Origin of the sequence: Streptomyces sp. B21-105 (genome assembly GCF_036898465.1) — a bacterium.
Classification (GTDB): domain Bacteria; phylum Actinomycetota; class Actinomycetes; order Streptomycetales; family Streptomycetaceae; genus Streptomyces.
Genome location: NZ_JARUMJ010000001.1, coordinates 7684542 through 7707248, shown reverse-complemented (window position 1 = coordinate 7707248; position 22707 = coordinate 7684542). Strand labels below are relative to the sequence as shown.

Sequence of the window (22707 nt, the reverse complement as noted above, 5' to 3'; positions counted from 1 at the left end):
AGCGCGGGTTGTTGGGGTGAACGGAGTGCCAGGCGTAGCCCTGCGGCGGTAGGTTCGGTGTCCTTGGCCGAAGGGGTGCCGTATGCGACTGGACAGATTCTGCGTCCCCGTGGGAGAGGACCTCCCTGTCGACTCCCATGGGTTCCTCATTGACACATCGAGCTGGTATCGCCAGCCACCTTCGGTTGTGCCGCTGATCGACGCCTGTTCTGCTTCTGCGGTACTGCTTGGGGAAGCTGGCATCGGCAAGTCATCCGCGCTGAATACCGTTCTCGCGGCGACCCAGATGAGCCGGGGCTGGGATGCGCAAGTGCGGGTTGATCTCGGCCAGGTCCGGTCCTGGGAGGACTTGACTCGCAAGGCTGATTCGGTACTCAGCCGACTTGGCCCCACAGGACATGCGCCCGCTGCCAGCTCATCCGATGCCGAGGCGGGGCATAGGCATCTTCTCGTCCTAGACGGCGTTGATGAATGCCGGGCCACCGGCAAAGAAATTGCCGGCTGGTTCACCGACTTGGCCGCCACCTGTGACTGCCGTCGGCTACAAGTACTGATCGCTTGCCGAAGCATGGCCTACACCGACGTCCTGAGCCAGGCAGTGATCGCCGCCTTCGGTATCGACGAATCCCGCACCTACACACTGGCACCTCTCCGCCGAAGCGACTTGGTCGCAGCCGCCTCTACCAAGGGCGTGGATCCCAAGCTCTTTCTCGAAGCTGTGACCGAAGCTGGCGCCCAAGCCCTCGCGCGTACCCCTTTGACTCTGGACCTATTGCTCGACACGTTTCTGGAACACAGCACGCTGCCTGTCAGCCGCGCCAGCCTCTACGCGTTCGCCCTCCCGCACGCCGTCATGCAGCAAGGCCATGACCGTGCCCCTGACGACCTTGCTGGAAGCCAGGCCCAGAGGTTCGCAACCGCGGCCCGCCTCGCCTGTTACTGCGTGCTCACCGGTACCGAGGGCATCACCACGAGGCGCCACCCCGAGCCCGGCCCGGCCCTGCTGGCCATCGACACCTTCCTCGGCGCACGAGAGGACACCCCCGGTGGCACATTCACGATCGAGCGCCCCATCGTTGAGGGGGTTCTGAACAGCTCGCTGTTCAGCAGCCGCGGCGCTGCAGCCGCTGGTCCTGCTCACGCCTCCATCGCCTCCTACCTCGCCGCTCGATACCTCACCGACCACCAGGTGCCCCGCGAACAACTGCAGGGACTTCTCATCCACCGGGGGGAGGTCGGCGAGCCTGGCATTCCCACAGACCTTCATGAACTGGCTGCCTGGCTCATCGCCCTGCGTCCAGAACTCGGCCCCTGGCTGATCGATGTCGACCCGCAGGCTATTGCCTCCTACAGCTCTTACATCGAGGACCCACACTGCACCGAACTCATCGTCGATGGCTTGCTGCGCCAAGCCCGACAGGACACGACTGGCGACGGCCTGCCCTGGTGGCGCATGGCGCCCCTGCGACACCCCGGCCTTACCAGCCAGTTGGAGCAGGCTCTTCACGAAGCCGTGAACCGCGCGCCCCACATCACACACGAACTCGAACTCATCCTCAACCTGATCGCCGAGAACGAGGGCGGGGAACTTCTGCAGGCAGTAGCGTCCATTGCCTGTGATGCCCAGTATCCTCACCGGCTGCGCCGCCTGGCTGCCCAGTGTGCCGGCATGCTGGACCAGGCAGAGGCTGCTCCACTACTCAAGCCCATCCTCGCCGAACTAGCTCAACAGCCCGAGCACGATCCCGCCGACGGTTTGCGCGGCGCTGTCCTACAAACATGCCAGCCCTGGCTCACCCTCGATGAACTCCTCGCAGCCCTGACGCCGCCACGAACCGACCCCAGCATTTACACCTCTTTCTGCCGGCGTCTGCCTGCTTCTCTCTCGGAGGACCAGATCGCGCCATTTCTGGACTGGGCCGGATCACATCTCATGGCTCCCAATTCCTTGTGGGCCGGCTGGCCCGACGAAGCAGCCATGGTCCAGGGCCTCCTCGACCGCGCACTGAGCGGGCCGGAAGCCGACGCGCGTGTTCCCATTGTGGCGGAGTGGCTGCGTCTCTACCTGCAGACCTACCCACAGTTGACCGTTCCCGCGCCGCTGTGCGCACCGCTGGACGATCCTGAGAACCAACACGCTCGCCATCTGCGCCGCACGCTCACGCGACACCTCATCGACGTCGCCCAAGACGCAGAGGATGCCTTCCAGCTGGCCGAGGGATGGGACCCGCATCCCACACGGACCGTCCGCTCGCGTTTTGAGACCTCCGTCGGCCCTGAACGAGAACAGCGCACCAGCCTGCTCGACGCCGCAGATCTCGCCTGGCTCGTAAATCTCGAACAAAGCCTCAGCGACGAAAAGGCGCCGCATGCCTGGCCCATGCTGCAGCACGTGTGGTCCATGGCCAGGACGACAGACGCTGGGCAGGACACGGCATGGTCCACTCAAGACACCAGAGTCTGGTCACAGATTTTCGCTCAAGACCTTGAGGCCATTCCCATCGACGGCCCTCGCGCTGACCAGCTCAGAGCCCAGGCGGCAAGACGTCGGTCGCGAACGGAGCCATGGCAGGGCCGCGCCGAGTACATCACCACCACCCGCGAGCTTCTCGCACAGGCGGAGTCGGGCGACCACGACAGCTTCGCGCCCCTGTGCTGGAACCTGCAATGCGATCCGAACACAGGCAGGTTCGCGGCAACCGAGTTGCTCACCGATCTGCTGTCTCTTCCCGGTACCGTCATCTTCGCCGACGGCTACGAACACCGCTTGCTGGCCGTAGCACGCAGGTTCGTCACAAACGGCCTGCCCACCGACAACAGCTGGATCGGCACCAACAGCCTTCCCGCCCGTCCATGGGCAGCAATCTTCGCCTTCACAACACTCCTCAATGACGGCGGCGCAGTACTGGCAACACTGCCCCCAGGCCAGTGGCAAGCCTGGGCACCGACACTCCTGGCCTTCCCCCTCACCAGCACTGCGGCCCGCCACATCGGCCGGCGCGGCCAGTTGCTGGAAATGGCCCTCCTCCACGCCGCACTAGAACTCGAGACCACCTACGACACGCTGGTCCGGGCGTTGTACGAGGCGGAAGAGACCTCACCCGTCCTCGACCTGGCCTCCTACATCTGGACATCGGAGCTGGAGACCAGGCTGCTGCAGACACTCACCGACCTCACCGCGCAAGCTCACGAAAACACCCCCGCCATCGGCCCTGGCGGCCACGATGTCCTCGCTCATGTCCTCACCATCCTTCTACGCCGAGGCAGTCCCCATATCTGCCACCAGGTACGGGACCGATTCGGTGCGCAGCTGCGCGAGCCCAGCCCAGAACGCGACGAGCGTCTGGACGCCGCTTATCTGCGTGTCTTCTTGTTGGAGACACCCACAGAAATCTGGCCGACAGCCGAGCACCGTCTTCGCACCGACGGCACCGCGCTCGAAGCCGTCGCCGGCGCCTTTTCCCGCTCTCACAGCACCCAGGCGTGGCTCTTCGAACTACCCGAACCGGCACTGGCCGAAGTAGCCCGCATCCTCCTGGGCCGCTACCCCCCGACGGACTCGTCTGGCTCGTCCCCGCCGAGTGCGGCTGCTGCGCAGACGCACATTGATGTCGTACTCGACCACCTCGCCTCGCGGGGCACCGGTGAGGCCATCCGTCGCCTGCGAGAGTTGGCGGCCGATTGGCCCCAGGCCAGCGTTCTGCGAGCGGCGGTACAGAAAGCCGAACAAGCGCACCGGGAAGGTTCCTGGGTCCGCCCCGCCCCCGACGAACTCAGTCAGCTGATCCACGACCCACGTCGACGACTGGTCAGGGACGGAACGGATCTGCTGGACGTCGTCCTCGCTCTCCTGAACAAAATGCAGGAAGACCTGACCCAGGGGACTCTCCCCGCGGCAATTCTGTGGAACGAAACCGAGTTGGAAACCCTGCCGAACGGCCAGAGCGGAAAGCAACGGCTGCGCTTCCCCAAAGACGAGAACCTGGTATCCGACTACCTCGCCTACGCCTTACGACGAGACCTCGTCGAAGGCGGCATTCTCATCAACCGTGAAGTGCAGGTGTACCGCAACATCAAGGGAGCAGGCGATCGCATCGACCTGCTCCTGCAGGCGCCCACCGCTGCGGCGACTCACTCCTCACCGCGGCGGCAGGAAGAGTCCGTGGCCCAGGTCGCTATCGAAGTAAAAGGCAACTGGCACGACAAGATCAAAACCGCCATGGAAACCCAGCTCGCCGACGACTACCTCGCTGCACTGGGCACTCGCAACGGCATCTACCTGATCGCCTTCTTCCCCAACGACCAGTGGACGGCGAAGGAACGCAAGCGGCCAACTGCAGGGCAGACACCTGCCGGCCTGCAGGAGACCTACGATGCCCAGGCCGCTCAGCTCAACGAGAGTAGGAACCTGAACGTCCGAGCGTTCGTCCTCGACTGCACCATCCGCAGCTCAGCACAACGGAACACCTGACGAAACCGGCTTTTTAGACGCGTAGGCGAGTGCAATCGCAAAGTAGGCGCACCTCGGAAGCGTCACAGGAACAGGCCACATGAGGCACCGACCACATCGTGCCCGACAGCGGAGCCGTGCCACCCACCTGTCACACAGCCATCACCAACTGGGCGGCCCCTGCCGGACCAAGATGCCCTGACCTGCGATTTCATGCCCGCGCTGGACTGGCGTAGACGCCCCTGGACGGTCTCTACAACCTGTGCCATGTGGTACCCAGTGAGGGACCCAAGATCAGGACCGGAGCGTCTTCTGGCCCGTCAAAGCGGTATTGCAGGGGGTTCGGTGGTGTCTCACTCACGCCCCAGACCCTCTCACGTCTCACGGACGCCCCTATAACGCGGGGGCGCGGGAAACCGGTCTGACCAGGTTGAAGACCTCGCGGGCTGCGTATCGCTTGAGGCATCGAATGATCTCACGTCGGGTCCTGCCCTCCTGGGTGCGGCGTTCGTAGTACGCCTGGGTGCGTGGGTCGTGGCGCAGCCGGGTGAAGACGATGCGGTGCAGGGCGGCGTTGGCCTGCCGGTCGCCGCCGTGGTTGAGCCGGCGCGTGCTCCGACGGCCCGACGAATACTCGACGGGGCTGACTCCGCAAAGGGCAGCAAAGGATGCCTCGGTGTTCAGCCGCTCGGGGTTGTCTCCCATGGTGATCAGCAGGGTGACGGCACTGTCCGGGCCGATGCCCACCGGTACGAGTAGCTGTGGGGCGTGACGTTCGACAAGCCGGGTCAGGCGTTGGTTCAGCTCATTGATCTGCCCGGTGAGCTGTTCGATGCGCTCCGCGAGCATGCGCAACGTCAGGTGGGTGGCCTGGGCCACCGCGTCCTCGTCTCCCCCACCATCGGGCGGGCTGAGGGTCGCACAGGTGCGGAACAGCTCGGCATTGCCCAAGCTCGACAACCGCTCCCGCAGGGCGGGGTCGGCGATGACCAGGACAGCCTTGAGCTGGTTGATCGCCTGGGTACGGGCCTTGACCGCGGAGTCCTTGGCGAGCTTGTACATCCGGGCGCTGTGCACCGGACCATCGCCGGACTTGGCCCGTGCCTGAGCGCGACCGCTGAGCACGGCCCGCGCGGCGGCCTGCGCATCGAGCGGGTCCGACTTACCGAGCAACCGGCGGGCCGACCGGTCGGGCCGGTTCACTTCGAACACCTGGATCTGCTGGGTCACCAGGTAGCGGGACAGGCCCGCGCCGAAGGTGCCGGTGCCCTCTACGCCGGCCCGGCGCACCGTCCCCAGCTTGCGGGCCCACATGAGCAGCCGGCGGTAGCCGGCCGCCGTGGCCGGAAAGGACTCTGTGCCCAGGACCTTCCCCATCAAGGTGACCACGGCGGCAACATGTACCTCGCCGTGCGTGTCCACGCCCAGCACGACCTCGCACGGAATCGGAGGATCCGTGCTGGAGGAGGTGCTGCGCTGTCTGGTCGTCATGGTGGTTCGCCTCCCGCGTGGTGACGTGCTGGGTATATGGCACCGGCCTGGTCGGGCGGTCTGAACCGTGATGGCGCCTGATCGTCAGCAAGGCCCCTATTGGGACACGCCCTGTAGTTCGGTACCAGCAGTCGCCATCCCGCAACGACAGTCGACAAGCCTGTGACTGGACACTTCGGTCATAGATCTCATGAGTCAGACCCCCGTCCGGGACGGCACTGCGCAACCGTCCCACTGGTCTCGACACCACGGCATGTGCCGATCACAGCCGGATGGCTTCGTCCGAACCGTTACTCAATCTGGCCTGGACGGGCTGACACTGGTTTGACTTCTCGCCCACCCGTGACCGGCATTGACGGACAACCTCGCGGCCTGCATTACCGGCAGTCCGTCGTCGGCCATGGCACGAACGGGCCTGAGCCCTCTTTCGTACGCGGCCGGCCACAAGTGGTCACCTTGCGGAAGCGGCGAGCAGGCTTCAGTGTGCAAGGCAGTAATGGCGGGCCACCGCCTGATTGGGGGCACAAGTGTCGATGGCCGTGGAATTCGGCTCTGTCGACGATCTTGTGATGACATCCGTCTGAACTGGGCATCCACTGGGTGTGCAGTTCAGGGGATTTGGGGCGGTTACTGCCTCATTTGGCTGGTGTGGTCGTCGAGTCCGTCGAGCGGGCTGCCGGGGGGCACGTTTCGCACTTCGTGCCGGACACTCCCGGCGAAATGTACGTCCTGCGCGATGCCGTCCTGGCGGGTGCACCGCCGGTACCTGTGCTGTCTCGCTGACGCACCTCTCGGTGCGGCCCCCGTCGTGATCAAGTTCTTGGTGCGGCACTTCAAGCGCCTCAACTCCCGTTGCCCGGCGTTGACGTTCGCCGAGCAGATTCAAGGGCTGGCCAGCCTGCACGCCCGCCACACCCCACTGCACGCAGCGGCACTGCCGCCGGGTCCCGGAGCCTGCGCCCGGCCCGGGGGCCCGCTATCGCTGACCGGATGAAGACGAACTCGTTAAGCAGTCTGGAATGTGTCACGGCACCGCGGGCAGTCCGGGCCCCGTGCAGCGCACGTCCGCCGTCGGAACCGTCCCGTCGACGAGGTACGCGGCCGCCGCCTCGTCCACGCAGGCGTTGCCGCGGCTGGCGAAGACCCCGTGGGAGTAGTCGTTGTCGAGCGTGACCAGGCGGGAGCCGGGCAGGAGGGGGCGCAACTCGTGTGCCCCGCCGATGGGGGGTGACGGGGTCGTGGGCGGAGGCCACCAGCAGGAGGGGCGGGGCGTCGGGGCTGCCGAGCGGTGTGGGGTGGGCGGGGCGGTGGTGCCAGTAGGCGCAGGTGGACGCCTCCATGCCGGTCAGGACGGGCTGGGGGTCGAGGTGCCGGGTGCGGCGGATGTCCGCTAGGATCCGGTGCGGGGTGGGTGCGGGGGCGTCGGCGCACTTGACGATGCGGTTGGCGGCTTCGTAGGTGCGTGAGTCGGGGCTGTCGAAGGCGGTGGCGGGGCGGAGGGCGTCGGGGCTGCCGTCGCGCAGGTAGGTGCGCAGGCCGTCGGCGAGGCCGGCCCAGCGTTCGGTGCGGCCCAGGGCGCGGTAGACGGCGCGGTCGAACTCCGCCGGGCCGAAGCCGGCGACCGGCCGGGCGGCGAGTCCTTCGCGGACGCGCAGGTAGGCCCGGCGTACCGTCTCCGCGCTGCCGCCCAGCGCGAAGCGGTCCGGGTGAGCGGCGGTCCAGGTGAAGAACGTGTCGCGCTGGCGCAGCAGTGCCCGGCTCTGGATGACGTCGAAGTCGTACCAGTCCCACGGGCCGACGACGCTGTCGAGGACCATGCGGCCGGTGCGGTGCGGGAATTGGGCCGCGTAGGCCGCGCCGAGGTAGGTGCCGTAGGAGACGCCGAGGAAGTTCGTCCTCGGTTCGCCGAGTGCCGTGCGTATCGCGTCCATGTCCCGGGCGGTCTGCTCGGTCGAGAGGTACGGCAGCACGGCGCCGGCGCCCGCCGAGCAATCGTCAGCCGTGTTCCGCAGTGACGCCAGGTAGGCGCGTTCCGCCAACGGTCCGACGGGGACGGGGTCGGCGCCCGGACTGTCGAAGAGTCCGCCCATCGGACCGCAGTCGACCGGTGTGCTCTGTCCAACACCGCGCGGATCGAAGCCGATGATGTCGTACGCGCGGCGCACGCTCCCGGGGAGTTTGGCGCGTTTGGTGACCGCGTAGGGCAGGCCGGAGCCGCCCGGGCCGCCGGGATTGACCAGCAGGATGCCGCGGTGTTCTGCGGGGGTGCCAGAGGCGGGTACGCGCGAGACCGCCACCTCGATGTGCGGTCCCTGGGGGCGGTTCCAGTCGAGCGGGACGCTGATCCGCCCGCACTCGACTCGGTCCGGGGCCGCGGGCCTGGGCACGGAGTCGGGGCAGGCACCGAAGGGCAGGGCCGGCTCATGAGGGGTCGTGGCTTGAGCGGGGATCGGGGGCAGCAGGGCGGCGGTAGCGGCAAGGGTCCACCACAGGGCGGTGCGACGGGACAAGGGTCTCTCCGGAAGGGGTTCGGTAAGGTCTGGTGGTCTCGGCGGACCGGCCCGGTCCACAGACGGAATCAGCGACTGCGGGCGCAGTGGCGGCCGACGGAGCGACTGCGAGCGGGCGCGGACGTCGGCGGAAGCGTTGAGATCGAGCGTCCATCTCCGTCAAAGGGCGGCGGCCGCGGCCCGGGCCGGTCGCCGGTGAGGTGCGTGCGGCCTCCGCTCGGCCTTGAGCGAGCAAGGAACGGTCCCGGGCAAGCAACGGTTCGCGTCACACGGACGCATAGATTTCCGGATCAGTGCCAACAAGTTTCCTTGCCGCCGTCCCGCTCGGTGCCGACCGATACCGAGTAGGCGAGGCCCGTGCCGACCTCTGGCTCGGGCGAGAAGCCTTTGGGACGGAGGTCGACGTCGAGCAGCAGATGCCAGCCCTGCTCAGTCCTGGTCCAGCAGGCGCCATTGGGACACGCCCTGTAGCTCGGTACGAGCAGGCGCCATCCCGCAACGACAGTCGACAAGCCCGTGACTGGACACTTCGGTCAAAGTGAGCTTGTTCCGCTTTGACGGACACCATCGGTGTGGTGGTCAGGCTGCGAGCGCGGTCTCGTATTCGGCGGGACTGCGGTAGCCGAGGCTGCTGTGCAGTCGGTGCATCCCCAAACGTACCCGACAGCGCCCGCACATGCATGAAGTCTGCGCGCCTTCCACGCAGGCCACATCAGGCTCATGAGCCAGCGACAGCATGTCGCTCCTGCCTCGAGCCGTCGCCCTGATCCACGCCAGGCGATGCAGCGCATGCGCTCGCGGTCGCCCAGGAGGCTGACGTCCAGTCGGCGTCGAGAAGCTACGTCCGGGTCTTCAGGACAGCGCCAGTGTCCCAGGGTGCCACGGATCCCACGTACGTCCCACGGTCAGTCGGCACGGACTCTCGTTGTTGGCGAGCGCGCAGCTGGATCCATTGCTGCCTGTTTCCGAGGATCTGCTCAGACACCCAGGACGGTTCGGGCGGTGAGGAAGTAGATCACTAGCCCTGTGGCGTCCACCAGTGTGGTGACCATCGGAGCCGAAACCACGGCCGGGTCGATGTGAAGGCGTTTCGCCAGTATCGGCATGGTGCCGCCGACCGTCGCCGCCCACCCACAGATGATCACTAGCGAGATCCCGACCACAACAGCGATGTGCGCGCCAACGAACACCGTACCCAGCGCCATACCGAGCGTCGCCAGCATCGTTCCAAGCACGACCCCCACCCGGCACTCGCGCCAGACGATCGCGGGCAGGTCGTGGACACGCACTTCTCCCAAGGCCAGCGCGCGTACGGCGGTCGTCGCCGCCTGAGCTCCCGCGTTTCCACCCGTGCCGATCAGCAGCGGAATGAACATCGCGAGTTGGGTGACCTTCTCAAGGGTGCTTTCGAAAGCCTGCGTCACCGTCACGGTGAGTGTCGCGGCCAGCAGCAATAGCAGAAGCCATACGGCCCTGTAGCGTGCCAACTGCCACACGGTCGCGGCCATGTAATGCCCGCTCCATGGAGCCGATCCCGACTGCCGTGCGACGTCCTCCGTGTCCGCCTCCTCGATTACCTCGACCGCGTCGTCGATGGTGAGCAGCCCGACGAGCCTTTCCTCGCTGTCGACGACGGGCAGGTCCAGGGTGTTCGTCTCGCGCATCAGACGCGCCGCGTCTTCCGCGAGGTCGGCCGCGTGCGCGCGGGGGGCGTCGGGGAGGACGAGGTCGAGGACAGCGATTCCCGGCGGGCTGAGAACGAGCTCACGGAGCTCGACGACACCGGTAAGGCGGCGTCCGCCGTCCACCACAGGCAGCGTGTAGACGGTCTCGGCATCCGCACCCTTGGATCGGACGAGCTCCAGCGCCTGTTGCACGGTCAGGTGTTGGTCCAGCGCAACCACCTCGGGTGTCATGTAGCGCCCTACCGAGCCGTCCGGATACCCCAGCAGGGCGGCGGTCACCTGACGCTCATGCGCGCTGAGTCCTGCCAGGACCCGCTGGACCACTTTGGCCGGGGCCTCGCGAAGCATGCGGACACGGTCGTCGGGATCCAGCTCCTCGACCAATTCGCGGAAGGCCACGTCTCGCAGTCCCATCAGGATGGCCTGCTGGTCGACAGGCTGCAGTTCCTCGAAGACCTTTATGGCTTCGTCCTTGTCGAGGAGCCGGAACGCGACCACTGCGTCGACGGCGTGCATACGGGCCAGCTCGTCGGCGATGACGTGGGGTGGGCGCTGACCCAGCAAGACCTGTGCAGCACGCAGGTTGTGGCGCTCCAAAGCGTCCCGGAGTTCGGTGGGCAGCTCGTCGTTAGTCAGTTGTGTGCGCGTCATGGCAGTAGTCACCTCGGCAGGCGGTCGGGCGGGATGCTCTTACGCGAGGCGCGTACCGGCGCCGTCCCTGCCTGGTGGAGGGTCAACTGTGACAAGTCACAGCACGCCCACGTGCGGGGAGGCCGTACGCGAGGTTCGACTGGGAGGCTCGCTCTGCATGGCGAACCACCTCCCTCCTTCTCCACAGTTGGATTGCAGAGCGCTAGCCAAGGGGCCGACCGAAGGATTCGTGCGAGTGAGCACGGCCGTTGCCCCGGTGGGAACTCTCTCCGCGGAACTGGCCCACCAGGGCACGGCTGGTATCAGGCTCGGGTGACCAGCGCGAAGGTCACGCCAGATGGGTCCTTCAGCAGGGCAACACGGCCGACGCCGGTCACCTCTGTGGGAGAGGCGATGATCTTGCCCCCCAGCGAGACCGCCGTCTGCGAGACGATGTCAATGTCCTCCACGCCGAAGTGCAGGGTCCAGCCCGGCGAGGTCGCGGGCCCGATGCTGACGCCGCCGAATTCCGCTGAGTCACCGGCTGCCGTGAGGTGAACGCTGCCGACTGCCGTCGGCGCCGCGGCCGCCCAGCTGAAGACCTGGGTGTAAAACGCCGTGGAGCCGTCCACGTCGGGGGTACTCAGCCCGAACCAGGACAGCGTGCCGGGTTCGTGTACCAGGCCGGACCCGGGGTGCTTGTCCGGCTCCCAGGCGCCGAAGATTGCTCCATCGGGGGCCTGGTAGACGGCGGCGCTACCGGCGACCGAGACCTTCCTCGGAGGGCTGACCACGCTGCCGCCTGCCGCCTCCACGGCCTTCGTCGTCTCGATGAGGTCGTCTGTCATGAAGTAGACACTCCAGCCAGCCGAGTGCTCCTCCCCCTCCTTGAGCTTGATCGCACCCACGATCTTCTCTTCGCGCAGCGAGAAGTTCACGTAGCCACCCGGAAGTTCCAGGGCCTCCCAACCGAAGAGGGAGCTGTAGAAGGCACGCGCAGACGCCACATCGGGGGTGTCCAGGTCCGCCCAGCACGGTGCGCCCGGAAGGTGGCGGGTGATCTTCATCGGTATCTCCTCACACAGCAGCGATCGACCTTCGTCCTGGCGAGTCGGCGCCATTCACGAAGCTCAGCTCGATAAGCGTGCAGGTCTCCTGCCGGGCGACTCCAGTGTGAGCAGGTAACTTGCAGATTGCTTCCGTCTGTTGGCCGGTTCAGGGCGAATTCGCCCACCGCCCCACTCACTCGTCCTTCAACTCCAGTGCGTCCAGGACGGCTTGGGTCACTTCCTCGGGCGTACGGCCGTCGGTGGCCACGACCGCCGTGGCGATCGACTCGTACAGGTGACGGCGCGCCTCCATCAGCTCGCGCCACTGCTTGCGCGGGTTGACCGCCAGCAGCGGACGCGTGGTGTTCAGGCCGGTGCGCTTGACTGCTTCCTCGACGTCCATCGAGAGGTAGACGACGCGCTTGCCGTCCAGCGGCGCGCGCGTGTCCGCGTCCAGGACCGAGCCGCCGCCCAGCGCGAGGACACCGTCGTGCTCGGCGAGCGCCCGCCGCACGGCGGCCTTCTCGATCGCCCGGAAGGCCGCTTCACCCTCGTCGACGAAGATCTCCGCGATGGTGCGGGCCTGCTCGGTGACGATGTCGTCGTCGGTGTCCCGGTAGCCGACGCCGAGCCGCTCGGCGAGCAGCTGTCCGACGGTGGACTTGCCCACGCCCATCGGACCGACGAGCACCACCAGAGGGCTCACCGGATGGCCAGGTTGTCGAGGTAGGACTGCACGTTGCGGCGGGTCTCGGGCACGCTGTCGCCGCCGAACTTCTCCGCCACCGCGTCCGCGAGGACGAGGGCGACCAGGGCCTCGGCCACGATGCCGGCGGCCGGGACCGCGGACACGTCCGAGCGCTGGTGGTGGGCCTGCGCGGCTTCGCCGGTGGTCACGTCGACGGTCTGCAGGGCGCGCGGCACGGTCGCGATCGGCTTCATCGCGGCACGCACCCGCAGCAGCTCACCCGTGCTCAGTCCGCCCTCGGTCCCGCCCGAACGGCCGGAGACCCGCCGGATCCCGTCCGGCGTGTTCACGATCTCGTCGTGCGCCTTCGAGCCCGGCACCCGCGCCAGCTCGAAGCCGTCGCCGAGCTCGACACCCTTGATCGCCTGGATGCCCATCAGCGCACCCGCCAGGCGGGCGTCCAGCTTGCGGTCCCAGTGCACGTGCGAGCCGAGGCCCACGGGGACGCCGTACGCCAGGATCTCGACCACTCCGCCAAGGGTGTCGCCGTCCTTGTGGGCCTGGTCCACCTCGGCCACCATCGCCTTCGATGTGTCAGCGTCCAGGCAGCGCAGTGGGTCGGCGTCCAGCTTCTCGACGTCGGCCGGGGTGGGGTAGACACCCTGCGGGGCTTTCACCGCACACAGCTCGACGACGTGGCTGACGATCTCGATGCCGGCCGTCTCCTTCAGGTACGACCGGGCCACCGCGCCGAGCGCCACCCGGGCCGCCGTCTCCCGGGCGGAGGCCCGCTCCAGGATCGGCCGGGCCTCGTCGAAGCCGTACTTCTGCATCCCCGCGAGGTCGGCGTGACCGGGCCGCGGCCGGGTCAGCGGCGCGTTGCGCGCGAGGCCCGCCAGGATCTCCGGGTCGATGGGGTCGGCCGACATGACCTGCTCCCACTTGGGCCACTCGGTGTTGCCCACCATGATCGCGACCGGGGAACCGAGGCTGAGGCCGTGCCGGACACCGCCGAGGAAGGTGACCTCGTCACGCTCGAACTTCATCCGGGCACCGCGGCCATAGCCCAGCCGCCGCCTCGCCAGGTGGTCCGCCACCATCTCCGTGGTAATCGGCACGCCGGCGGGAAGACCCTCCAGCGTCGCCACGAGCGCGGGACCGTGGGACTCCCCCGCGGTCAGCCAGCGCAACCTGCTCAACGCTCAGCCCTCTTGGCCAAGCGCTCATGAGACGTGAGGCTGCCCTGCCCCGGCCGGGGCTTGGATCCGGCGGTCGTCATCCCGGCGTCTCCTCTCTCTGCCGCTGGCCAGGTGGTGTGGGCAGACGCAGCGCTCGGTGGATGTCCATGGCGGCGGACGAGTTGTTGAGGGTGATGTAGTGCAGGCCGGGGGCGCCCTCGTCGAGCAGTCGCTGGGCGAGTTCGGTGGCGTGGTCCACGCCGATGCGGTGGGATTCCCGGGGGTCGTGTTGCGCGGTCCGCAGGCGCGTGGCGAGATCGTCGGGGATGGTGGCGTTGCTGAGGCGTGCGAATCGATCGATCTGGTCGTAGCGGGTGGCGGGCATGATCTCTGGGATGACAGGTGTGTCGCAGCCCGCGGCAGCGAGACGGTCACGCAGCCGGAGATAGTCCTCGGATCGGAAAAACATCTGGGTGATGGCGTAGTCTGCGCCGGCCCGGCACTTGGCCACGAAGTGGCGGATGTCGGTGTGCCAGTCGGGTGAGCGTGGATGCCGCTCAGGGAAGGCGGCCACGCCGATGCTGAAGTTGCCGCATTCACGGATGAGTTCTACGAGTTCAGCAGCGTGGTTCAGCCCGTTCGGGTGAGGGATCCATGGTCCTTGCGGGTCTCCGGGCGGGTCTCCTCGCAGCGCGAGCACGTCGCGGATGCCGGCGTCGGCGTATCGGCCGATGATCGTGCGCAGTTGAGCTATTGAGTGGCTGACGGCCGTGAGGTGGGCGACCGGGCGCAAGGTCGTGTCCTCCGCGATCCGTTCGGTGAGGGCGGCGGTTCGTTCCCTGGAGGATCCGCCTGCTCCGTACGTCACAGAGACGAAAGCAGGGTTGAGGGTCTCGACGCGGCGCAGCGCAGTCCACAGGGTTCGCTCGCCTTTGGCGGACTTGGATGGGAAGAACTCGAACGAGTACGACCGGTGGCCGGCCGCGATCAGTTCGGCGGGACTTCGTCGGATCGCCGCGACAGGGGTGGGGGCCAGGGTGGCTGCGGTCATGCCCGCTCGCCTCCTGACGGCAGGTCCGTAATGGCGGGGACGTCTGTGTCGTACACGGCCTTGAGCAGGTCCCCTAGGTGTGAAGGAGAAGCGGTGTAGGTCTGGGTGCCGACGGAGGAGAGGGCGAGTGCCGCCAGGGCGGATCCCACGCGTGCACAGGTCACGGCGTCCTGGCCCTTGGTCAGAGAGGCCAGGTATCCGGCCCGGAAGGCGTCTCCGACACCGGTCGGATCGGCGACGGTCGCCGCCGGGACCGCGGGGACATCGAGTGCGGGATCAGTGGCGCGTTCGATGCGGCTGCCCTTCTCACCGAGGGTGGTGACCCAGGTGCCGACGCGCATCAGGACCTCGGCTTGTGTCCAGCCCGTCTTGGCGAGCAGCAGCCCACGTTCGTACTCGTTGGTGAACAGGTGGTCGGCTCCATCGACCAGCTCGCGGATTTCCTCTCCGTCGAGCCGTGCGAGCTGCTGGGACGGGTCGGCGATGAAACGGAGGCCCTGAGTGAGGCAGGTGCGGGTATGGCGAAGCATCGCGGCGGGGTCGTCTGCGCCGATGTGGACGAGGTCGATGCCAACGTGGCTGCGGAGGATGTCGGCAAGGTCGGTGGCGGATGCTTCGGTCATCGCGCCCGGATAGAAGGAGGCGATCTGGTTGCCGTCCTGGTCGGTGGTGCACAGGAAGCGGGCTGTGTGGCGTGTGGTGGAGATGTGGACGGCTGAGACGTCCACGCCCCGCTCGACCAGCCGCTGACCGTAGGGGTGGAAGTCGGCGCCGACGGCGCCCACCAGGAGTGGGCGGTGTCCGAGGCCGGCAAGCCCATAGGCGATATTGGCTGCTACGCCTCCGTCCCGGATCTCGAGGGTGTCGACCAGGAACGACAGCGAGACGTGGTCCAGGCGGTCGGCCAGCAGCTGGTCGGCGATGCGGCCGGGGAACGTCATCAGGTGGTCGGTGGCGATGGAGCCGGTGATGGCGATGCTCATCTCAGCACCCCGCCGCGTGGCGCAGGGCATCCACCCGGTCGGTGCGTTCCCAGGTGAAGTCGGGCAGTTCGCGTCCGAAGTGACCGTAGGCAGCGGTCTGGGCATAGATGGGCCTCAGCAGGTCGAGGTCGCGGATGATGGCGGCCGGACGCAGGTCGAAGACCTGCTTGATCGCGAACTCGATGGCCGTCTGCGGCACAGCGGCGGTGCCGAAGGTCTCCACGAACAGCCCTACCGGGTCGGCTTTGCCGATGGCGTAGGCGACCTGGACCTCGCAGCGGCGGGCGAGGCCGGCCGCGACGACGTTCTTGGCGACCCAGCGCATCGCGTAGGCGGCGGAGCGGTCGACCTTGGAGGGGTCCTTGCCGGAGAAGGCGCCGCCGCCGTGGCGGGCCATGCCGCCGTAGGTGTCGATGATGATTTTGCGGCCGGTCAGGCCCGCGTCACCCATCGGACCGCCGATCTCGAACCGGCCGGTGGGGTTGACCAGCAGACGGTAGTCCTCCGTGTCCAGCTTGATGCCGTCGTCCGCCAGTCGTGCGAGTTCGTGCTCGACGACGTGCGTGCGGATGTCGGGGGCCAGCAGACCGTCCAGGTCGACGTCGCCGGCGTGCTGTGCGGAGACGACCACGGTGTCCAGGCGCGCCGCCCGGCTGCCCAGGTACTCGATGGTGACCTGGGTCTTGCCGTCCGGACGCAGATACGGTGCGACGCCGGCCTTGCGGACCTGGGAGAGCCGGTATGAGAGCCGGTGCGCCAGTTGGATGGGCAGAGGCATCAGTTCTGGCGTTTCGTCGCAGGCGTACCCGAACATCAGCCCCTGGTCACCGGCCCCTTGCGTCTCCAGACCGTCGCCGTCCTGACCGGCCGAGTCCACGCCCAGCGCGATGTCCGGGGACTGGGCGCCGATCGACACGGACACCCCGCAGGAGCGGCCGTCGAAGCCCTTCTTCGAGGCGTCGTAGCCGATGTCGAGGACCGCGTCGCGGATCAGGCTGGGGATGTCCGCGTACGCCGTGGTGGTCACCTCCCCGGCGACATGGACCTGGCCGGTGGTGATCAGGGTCTCGACGGCAACCCTCGACTTCGGGTCCTCCTTGAGGAGGGCGTCGAGGATCGTGTCGCTGATCCGGTCGGCGATCTTGTCGGGGTGGCCCTCGGTCACGGACTCCGACGTGAACAGGCGGCGGGACATGGCTCTCCCTGGGTCGCAGCGGCTGCTGGCTGTTGGTTGATCAGTTGTATTGGGTTGGTGGCCGGGCCGGAGAGCTCCTCGGGGGATGTAGGAGCTCTCCGGCCGGTAGGAACGCGGACGGGGCCGACGGGACCGGTGTCCGGCTTCTGTCGGCGGGCAGTGGCATCGACGGGGGCTGCCCTCCGCGTCCCGCACGGGGGCGGAGCCGCTATTGGCTTCCGCTGGACACGGCGGTGACGGCCCGGGCAATTGTCACCACGCGTTCGGCTTGGACACGGGCAGCGTTGCGAGTGACATCTCCGACTGGTGCGGTGCCGCCGGCGTCGTGGTGTGCTGTCCCGTAGGGGTTGCCGTCGACGAACTTGTCGGGGTGGGTGAATCCGGGCGCGACAACGATTCCACCGAAGTGGTGGAAGGAGTGCATCAGGGCCAGCAGAGTGGACTCGTTGCCTCCATGCGGACTGCCCGTGGAGGTGAAGCCGCTGTAGATCTTGTCGGCCAGTTCACCCTTGCGCCAGGCACCACCCAGGGTGTCGAGGAACTGCTTGAGTTGGGCGGAGACGTTGCCGAATCGCGTTGGTGACCCCATGACAACGGCGTCGGCCCACACGACGTCCTCGACCTCGGCAACCGGGATCTCGGCCGTTGCCGCAGTGTGGGCGGCCCAGGTCGGATTGGACTCGATGGCGCTCTGGGGTGCCAGTTCCCGGACCTTGCGCAACCGGACCTCGGCGCCCGCCTTCTCGGCCGTCTCCGCGATCTCGCGGGCGATGTCGGCGACGTGCCCCGTGGCGGAGTAGTAGATGACGGCGACCTTCACTGTGTTCCTCATGGCAGCGGTCACCAGTCCGCCAGGTGAAGGATCTTCACCGGCTCCTCGAGCCTCGCCCCTGTGGCGGTGGCAGGGTAGGCGAAGGCCCGGTTGTAGTACACGAGCGGTGTCCGGTCGTCCGTGTAGGTGTCCACCACGCGGCCGATCAGGATGCTGTGATCACCCGCGTCGACGATGGAGTACATCGAACAGGCGACGCGGGCGCAGGCGCCGTGCGATCCGGGCAGTCCGAGTTCGCAGGTCTCCATGTCGCCCGCGGCGAACCGGTCGACCCCGGATTGGGCGAAGCGCCGTGCGACCGCGTCCTGGCCGTGCGCGAGGACGTTGATCAGGAAGCGGTCGGCCGAGGTGAACGCCTCGTGTGTGCTGGCGGTCTTGTTCAGGCAGACCAGGACGAGGGGCGGGTCCAGGGAGACGGAACTGAACGAGTTGGCGGTGAATCCCCAGCGTTTGCCCGTGCCGTCGATCGTCGTCACCACGGTCACCGGTCCGGGAACCCTGGCCATGGCATGCGTCAGAGCTGTGCGTTCCATTGTTTTGATCTCCGGTTCGTCGCAGGTCAGGGCTGGAGCCGGGTTGCGTACCACCGGTGATCCTGGCGGTCGTAGCGCAGCCTGCGGTGCAGTCGCTGGGAGTCGGCGCACCAGAATTCCACGGCGACGGGGGTGAGTAGGTAGCCGACGAAGCGGGGCGGCCGCGGCAGTGAGGTACCGGTGGCTCCCAGGCGGGTTGCCTCGGCGCGCAGGTCGGACACGGCCGCCAGGTCATTGAACGGTTCGCTCTGCCGGGAGGCAGCGGACATGGCGTGCATGGGGATGGGCCGGCCGAACCAGAGTGCGTCGGATTCGGCGTCGCCGAGCTGTGACACCGGGCCGGAAAGGATGAGTTGCTGTCCGGTCTCCCGCCAGTAGAGCAGGCCGGAGGCCCATCCGGTGGCGGCCAGTTCGCGGCCCTTCTGGCTGGTGCTGTGGCTGGGGAAGACCAGTCCGCGGTCGCTGACCTCGGTCGGGAAGACGATGCGGGTGGAGGCCCGTCCCTGGCTGTCGGAGGTCGCCAGGGCGAGCGCGCGGGGCTCTCGCACACCGCGCGCGATGGCCTCGGCGATCCACTGGTGGACGAGCGGCATCGGGTCGGGCGGGGGATTGTCGTACTCGGGGAAGTCTATGTCGACCTCGCCGGTGAGGCTTTCGAACTGACTGGTGTTCATGTGGGCCTCGCTAGACGTTGAGGGTGCCGCGGGCTGCGATGGCGCCGTGGCCGCCGACCTGAACGCCCCGGACGTCCTCGCCCGTGCCGTCTGCGGTCGCCAGCATCAGCGAAGGGCGGCCCATCTCGACTCCCTGGAGGATTTGGAGGCTCTCGCCATACGCGCTCAGTCCGTGCCGGGCCAGGTGAATGGCGAGAGGGCCGGCGGCGGAACCGGTCGCTGCGTCCTCGACCACCCCGTAGGCGGGTGAGAACATCCGTGTCCGCCAGTGGGTGCCTTCGCCGGCGAAGCAGTTGGCCGCCATGTCCGGAAAACGGCTCAGGGCACGGTGGTCCGGTCGGAGAGCCGACAACGCAGCCACGCTCTCCAGCCCTACGAAGACGTGCCGCGGGCCGTTGCGGTAGATCTCGACCGGCGCCGTGGACTCCGTGACGCCGAGTGCCTCCAGGAGCTCCGCGCGGTGCTCGTACGGCTCCCATGTCGGGATCGGCTGCTCCATCCGCACTGCCGGGATGCCCTGGTCGTCGCGGAGCTGGAAGGGGATGAGGCCCATGGCGGTCTCCAGGAGGAGCCGGTCCTCCTTGAGGGTGTGGCCCAGGGCCACCGCCGTGCCGAGCATGGGGTGGCCCGCGAACGGCAGCTCGTTGACGGGGGTGAAGATGCGGATCCGAGCGTCACCGCCCTGCTCCGGCGGCAGGACGAAGGTGACTTCGGAAAGGTTCATCTCCCGGGCGATGCGCTGCATCAGCTCGGCGGTCAGGTCGGCGGCGTCGAAGAAGACGGCCACGGGATTGCCTTCGAGCGGTCTGCGCGCGAAGGCGTCCACCACTATGTATTCGTGCACGGTGCCTCTTCCCCCCGTATGGATGTGGGCGATGCCGGCGGTGGCGCGAACACGGGCCCAAGGCCCTGCAACTCGCGCAAGGCGTACGCTCCTTCGACCGTGGCTTCGACGTCGAACCTGGTCCGGTGAGTGGGCGGGCGGCCGATCAGTGCCGCGGCACGGTTCGCCGGCAGGTCGGCCGGACGGTCCGACTCCCAGAGCATGACCGCGCCCCAGCGGTTGTGCTGCCTGTCCGCCATCCAGAACTTCAGCCGCAGGCCCGGCACTTCGCGCCAGGCGTCGACGGTGCCGTCCCGCAGGTGCTCGCGCAGGGAGTCGATGGTCTGCGGGGAACCGTCGAGCTCCCACCAGGCGATGTCAACCCGCACGGTCGAGCACCTCCCGGATGGTCTGTCCGACGATGCGCGGCCCGTCGACGGTGAGGACCGACTCGGCGTGGAACTGCATCGAGGCGAAGCCGGGGCCGCGCAGCGCGTGCACGTGACCGGTTGTCTGGTCACGGCTCACTTCCACCGGGCCGATTCCCTCGATGTCCAGCTTGTCCTCGGTGCTGCGGGCGGCGAACGTGTTGTAGAAGCCCACCCGTTCGCGGGAGCCGAACAGGTCGATCTCCCGCTGAACGCCCTGGTTGGGGACATCCCGGCGGACAAGGTCGAGTCCGAGGGCCAGGCTGAGCACCTGGTGGCTGAGGCATACGGCGATGAAGGGTCGGCGTTGCCGCAGCAGGCCGTCGATCGCCGAACGGAGATGACTGATTTTGGGGTCGCCGGTGGCACGAGGGTCGCCGGGACCGGGTCCCATGACGACGAGGTCGTAGCCGTCGAACTCGTATGGCTCGTCGAAGCGGTTGACCGTTACGTGGACGCCCTGGGCGCGGAGCTGGTGTCCGATCATCGCCGTGAAGGTGTCCTCCGCGTCGATGACCAGTGCCTTCAGTCCATCCAGCCCGGTGACCGCAGGCCGACGGCTCGCGCTGTCCTGCAGCCAGAACTCGGCGATGCCGGTGTTGCGGCGGCTGAGGGCGGCGCGGACGTCCGGATGCGCGCCGAAACGGCGGGTGCGTCCGGCTTCCAGGGCAGCGAGGAGCCCCGAAGCCTTTGCGTGGGTCTCCGCGACCTCGGAGACCGGATCGGAGTGACGCACCAGCGTGGCACCGACACCGATGTGTACACGGCCGCGTGCGTTGATGTCGGCGGTGCGGATAAGGATGGCCGAGTCGAGTGAGCGTTCACCGTTCACGTCCCGGCCGATGAGCGCGGCCACGCCGCTGTAGTAGCCGCGACCTTCAGGTTCGTACTTCCGGATGACACGCGCCGCACTTTCCAACGGGCTGCCCGTGACAGTGGGGGCGAACATCGTCTCGTGCAGGATGTCGCGCACGTCACGATCGGTCCGGCCCTCGATGAAGTACTCGGTGTGAGCCAGCCTTGCCATCTCCTTGAGATAGGGGCCCAGGACCCGGCCGCCGCCCTCGCAGATGCGGGCCATCATCTTGAGTTCCTCGTCGACGACCATGTATAGCTCGTCGGTCTCCTTGCGATCCGCAAGGAACTCGGTGACGCCCTCCAGCGTGGGGCCGGCCGGCGGATAACGGTAGGTGCCGCTGATCGGGTTCATCACGGCCGCTCCGCCGCTGACGGAAATGTGCCGCTCCGGTGTGGCGCCGATGAAGGTGCGGTGGCCGGTGTGGATGAGGAAGGTCCAGTACGCGCCCTGCTCCCGTTCCAGCAGACGGCGGAAGAACGCCAGGGCGCTGTGGAGCGAGTAGTCGCTGATGTCGGCCACGAAAGAGCGCTTGATGACGAAGTTGGCCCCTTCGCCCGTGCCTATCTCCTCCGCGACGACACGTCGTACGGTCTCGGCGTACCGTTCGTCGTCCATGTCGAAGCCATGGGCCGTCACGTGTGTCGGCGTGTCCGGGAGCCGCAGGAGGATCTCGGGCACGGACACCCTGGTCTGGCTGTTGATCGACAGGGCGATGAGCGGTGCACCGTCGTCGGGTGCGGTGAATCCCCGCTCGGTGATCTGCCGGTACGGCACCACGACCAGGACGTCGTGCTCGGTGTGCGGCGATGCGGGCCCCGCCTCGCCGAGGGGTATGTCCGCCAGGGTGCGGGGCTGCGTCACGTCGCCGACTAGGACGTCGACGGTGTCCGGCACCCCGCACTCCGGCCGGTGCAGCAGAGCGAATGCAGACGGCTCCAGGTTCAGGACGCTGCCGAGCAGATCACCGCGATCCCTGCTGTTCATGCGAACACCTCCGTGGAGGGAACGACCATGGCGCAACGCTGGGCGGCGTAGTCCAGTGCGAGCCGGTGATGGTTCTCGGAGAAGTCGCCGACGGCGTCGGCAACGAGGAACGTCTGGATGTCGTTGGTGAAGGCTTCCAACGCCGTGGCCAGAACGCCGACATGCGCGTACACGCCGCACAGGACGAGCTGGTCGCGGCCGGAGACCCGCATACGCTCCAGCAGGTCCGAGCGGAAGAAGGCGCTGTACCTCCACTTGGTGAACGTCCAGTCGCCCTCGGCAGGGGCCAGTTCCGGCGTCACTTCCCGGTCGGCCGGGTCGGTGCGCATTCCCGGCCCCCAGAAATCCTTCAGCAGCCCTCGCTGCTCGTCGGTCATCCGCCCGGGCTGCGCGGTGTACGCCACGGGCACTCCGAGAGCGGCGCAGCGCTTGCGCAGCATGGCGGCGTTGTGGACGAGCTCGGTGCGCAGGGGGTTCGGCAGGGCGTTGAGGAAGTAGCGCTGCATGTCGTGGACGAGCAGGACGGTGCGCTCCGGGCGCGGCGCCCACTGTGCCAGGTTCTCGGGCAGGCTCTCCGCGGTCGGCAGGGGGTACGACGCGATGGGGGGTAGGCCGGCCATCGGGCAGCTCCTTTCAAAGCGATGTGGCCGAGATAGCAGTGGTG

At 67.6% G+C, this 22707-nt stretch carries 18 protein-coding genes; 1 reads left to right on the top strand and 17 read right to left on the bottom strand.

Features of this window, described 5'->3' with window-relative positions:
- Positions 1–109 precede the first annotated feature (109 nt).
- Positions 110–4471 (top strand): NACHT domain-containing protein, encoded by a 4362-nt coding sequence (locus tag QA802_RS34540; protein WP_334531169.1) that lies wholly within the window; start codon positions 110–112, stop codon positions 4469–4471.
- 372 nt (positions 4472–4843) lie between these two features.
- Here the strand turns inward: QA802_RS34540 and QA802_RS34535 are convergent, their stop codons facing one another.
- From QA802_RS34535 to QA802_RS34450, 17 genes are all read right to left on the bottom strand, one after another.
- Entirely contained in the window at positions 4844–5941 is a 1098-nt protein-coding gene (locus QA802_RS34535; RefSeq protein ID WP_334531166.1) for an IS110 family RNA-guided transposase, read from the bottom strand.
- A gap of 842 nt (positions 5942–6783) precedes the next feature.
- Positions 6784–8451: an alpha/beta fold hydrolase gene (locus tag QA802_RS41760; RefSeq protein ID WP_443042218.1), complete on the bottom strand. Its 1668-nt coding sequence runs from the start codon at positions 8449–8451 to the stop codon at positions 6784–6786.
- Positions 8452–8741: 290 nt separating this feature from the next.
- Positions 8742–8963, bottom strand: a complete 222-nt coding sequence (locus QA802_RS34520) for a hypothetical protein (RefSeq protein ID WP_334531163.1) — start codon at positions 8961–8963, stop codon at positions 8742–8744.
- 465 nt (positions 8964–9428) lie between these two features.
- On the bottom strand, positions 9429–10787 hold the full coding sequence (gene mgtE, locus QA802_RS34515) for a magnesium transporter (RefSeq protein ID WP_334531160.1): 1359 nt from the start codon (positions 10785–10787) through the stop codon (positions 9429–9431).
- 302 nt (positions 10788–11089) lie between these two features.
- Positions 11090–11833 carry a VOC family protein gene (locus tag QA802_RS34510; protein WP_334531157.1) on the bottom strand — a complete coding sequence of 248 codons (744 nt, stop codon included), beginning with the start codon at positions 11831–11833 and terminating at the stop codon, positions 11090–11092.
- 175 nt (positions 11834–12008) lie between these two features.
- Positions 12009–12491: a shikimate kinase gene (locus tag QA802_RS34505; protein ID WP_334535053.1), complete on the bottom strand. Its 483-nt coding sequence runs from the start codon at positions 12489–12491 to the stop codon at positions 12009–12011.
- A gap of 26 nt (positions 12492–12517) precedes the next feature.
- A complete protein-coding gene (gene aroC, locus QA802_RS34500; protein WP_334531154.1) occupies positions 12518–13702 on the bottom strand; it encodes a chorismate synthase in 1185 nt (394 codons plus the stop codon).
- 76 nt (positions 13703–13778) lie between these two features.
- Positions 13779–14732: a methylenetetrahydrofolate reductase [NAD(P)H] gene (gene metF / locus QA802_RS34495; RefSeq protein ID WP_334531151.1), complete on the bottom strand. Its 954-nt coding sequence runs from the start codon at positions 14730–14732 to the stop codon at positions 13779–13781.
- Entirely contained in the window at positions 14729–15715 is a 987-nt protein-coding gene (locus QA802_RS34490) for a carbohydrate kinase family protein (RefSeq protein WP_334531148.1), read from the bottom strand. Before QA802_RS34490 ends, metF begins: the two co-directional genes overlap by 4 nt.
- A 1-nt stretch (position 15716) precedes the next feature.
- Positions 15717–16910, bottom strand: coding sequence for a methionine adenosyltransferase (metK, locus tag QA802_RS34485; protein WP_334531145.1), 1194 nt, complete (start codon positions 16908–16910; stop codon positions 15717–15719).
- Between the two features lie 208 nt (positions 16911–17118).
- Positions 17119–17742 carry an NAD(P)H:quinone oxidoreductase gene (gene wrbA / locus QA802_RS34480; protein ID WP_334531142.1) on the bottom strand — a complete coding sequence of 208 codons (624 nt, stop codon included), beginning with the start codon at positions 17740–17742 and terminating at the stop codon, positions 17119–17121.
- An 8-nt stretch (positions 17743–17750) separates the two neighbouring features.
- Positions 17751–18275, bottom strand: coding sequence for a flavin reductase family protein (locus QA802_RS34475; protein WP_334531139.1), 525 nt, complete (start codon positions 18273–18275; stop codon positions 17751–17753).
- A gap of 26 nt (positions 18276–18301) precedes the next feature.
- Positions 18302–18949 carry a phenazine biosynthesis FMN-dependent oxidase PhzG gene (phzG, locus tag QA802_RS34470; RefSeq protein WP_334531136.1) on the bottom strand — a complete coding sequence of 216 codons (648 nt, stop codon included), beginning with the start codon at positions 18947–18949 and terminating at the stop codon, positions 18302–18304.
- Positions 18950–18959: 10 nt separating this feature from the next.
- Entirely contained in the window at positions 18960–19793 is an 834-nt protein-coding gene (locus QA802_RS34465) for a PhzF family phenazine biosynthesis protein (protein WP_334531133.1), read from the bottom strand.
- Complete coding sequence (locus tag QA802_RS34460; protein WP_334531131.1) at positions 19778–20161, bottom strand: hypothetical protein; 384 nt, start codon at positions 20159–20161, stop codon at positions 19778–19780. The genes QA802_RS34465 and QA802_RS34460 overlap by 16 nt, the downstream gene beginning before the upstream one ends.
- Entirely contained in the window at positions 20151–22043 is a 1893-nt protein-coding gene (locus QA802_RS34455) for an anthranilate synthase family protein (protein ID WP_334531128.1), read from the bottom strand. The genes QA802_RS34460 and QA802_RS34455 overlap by 11 nt, the downstream gene beginning before the upstream one ends.
- On the bottom strand, positions 22040–22663 hold the full coding sequence (locus QA802_RS34450; protein WP_334531125.1) for an isochorismatase family protein: 624 nt from the start codon (positions 22661–22663) through the stop codon (positions 22040–22042). Before QA802_RS34450 ends, QA802_RS34455 begins: the two co-directional genes overlap by 4 nt.
- Positions 22664–22707 lie beyond the last annotated feature (44 nt).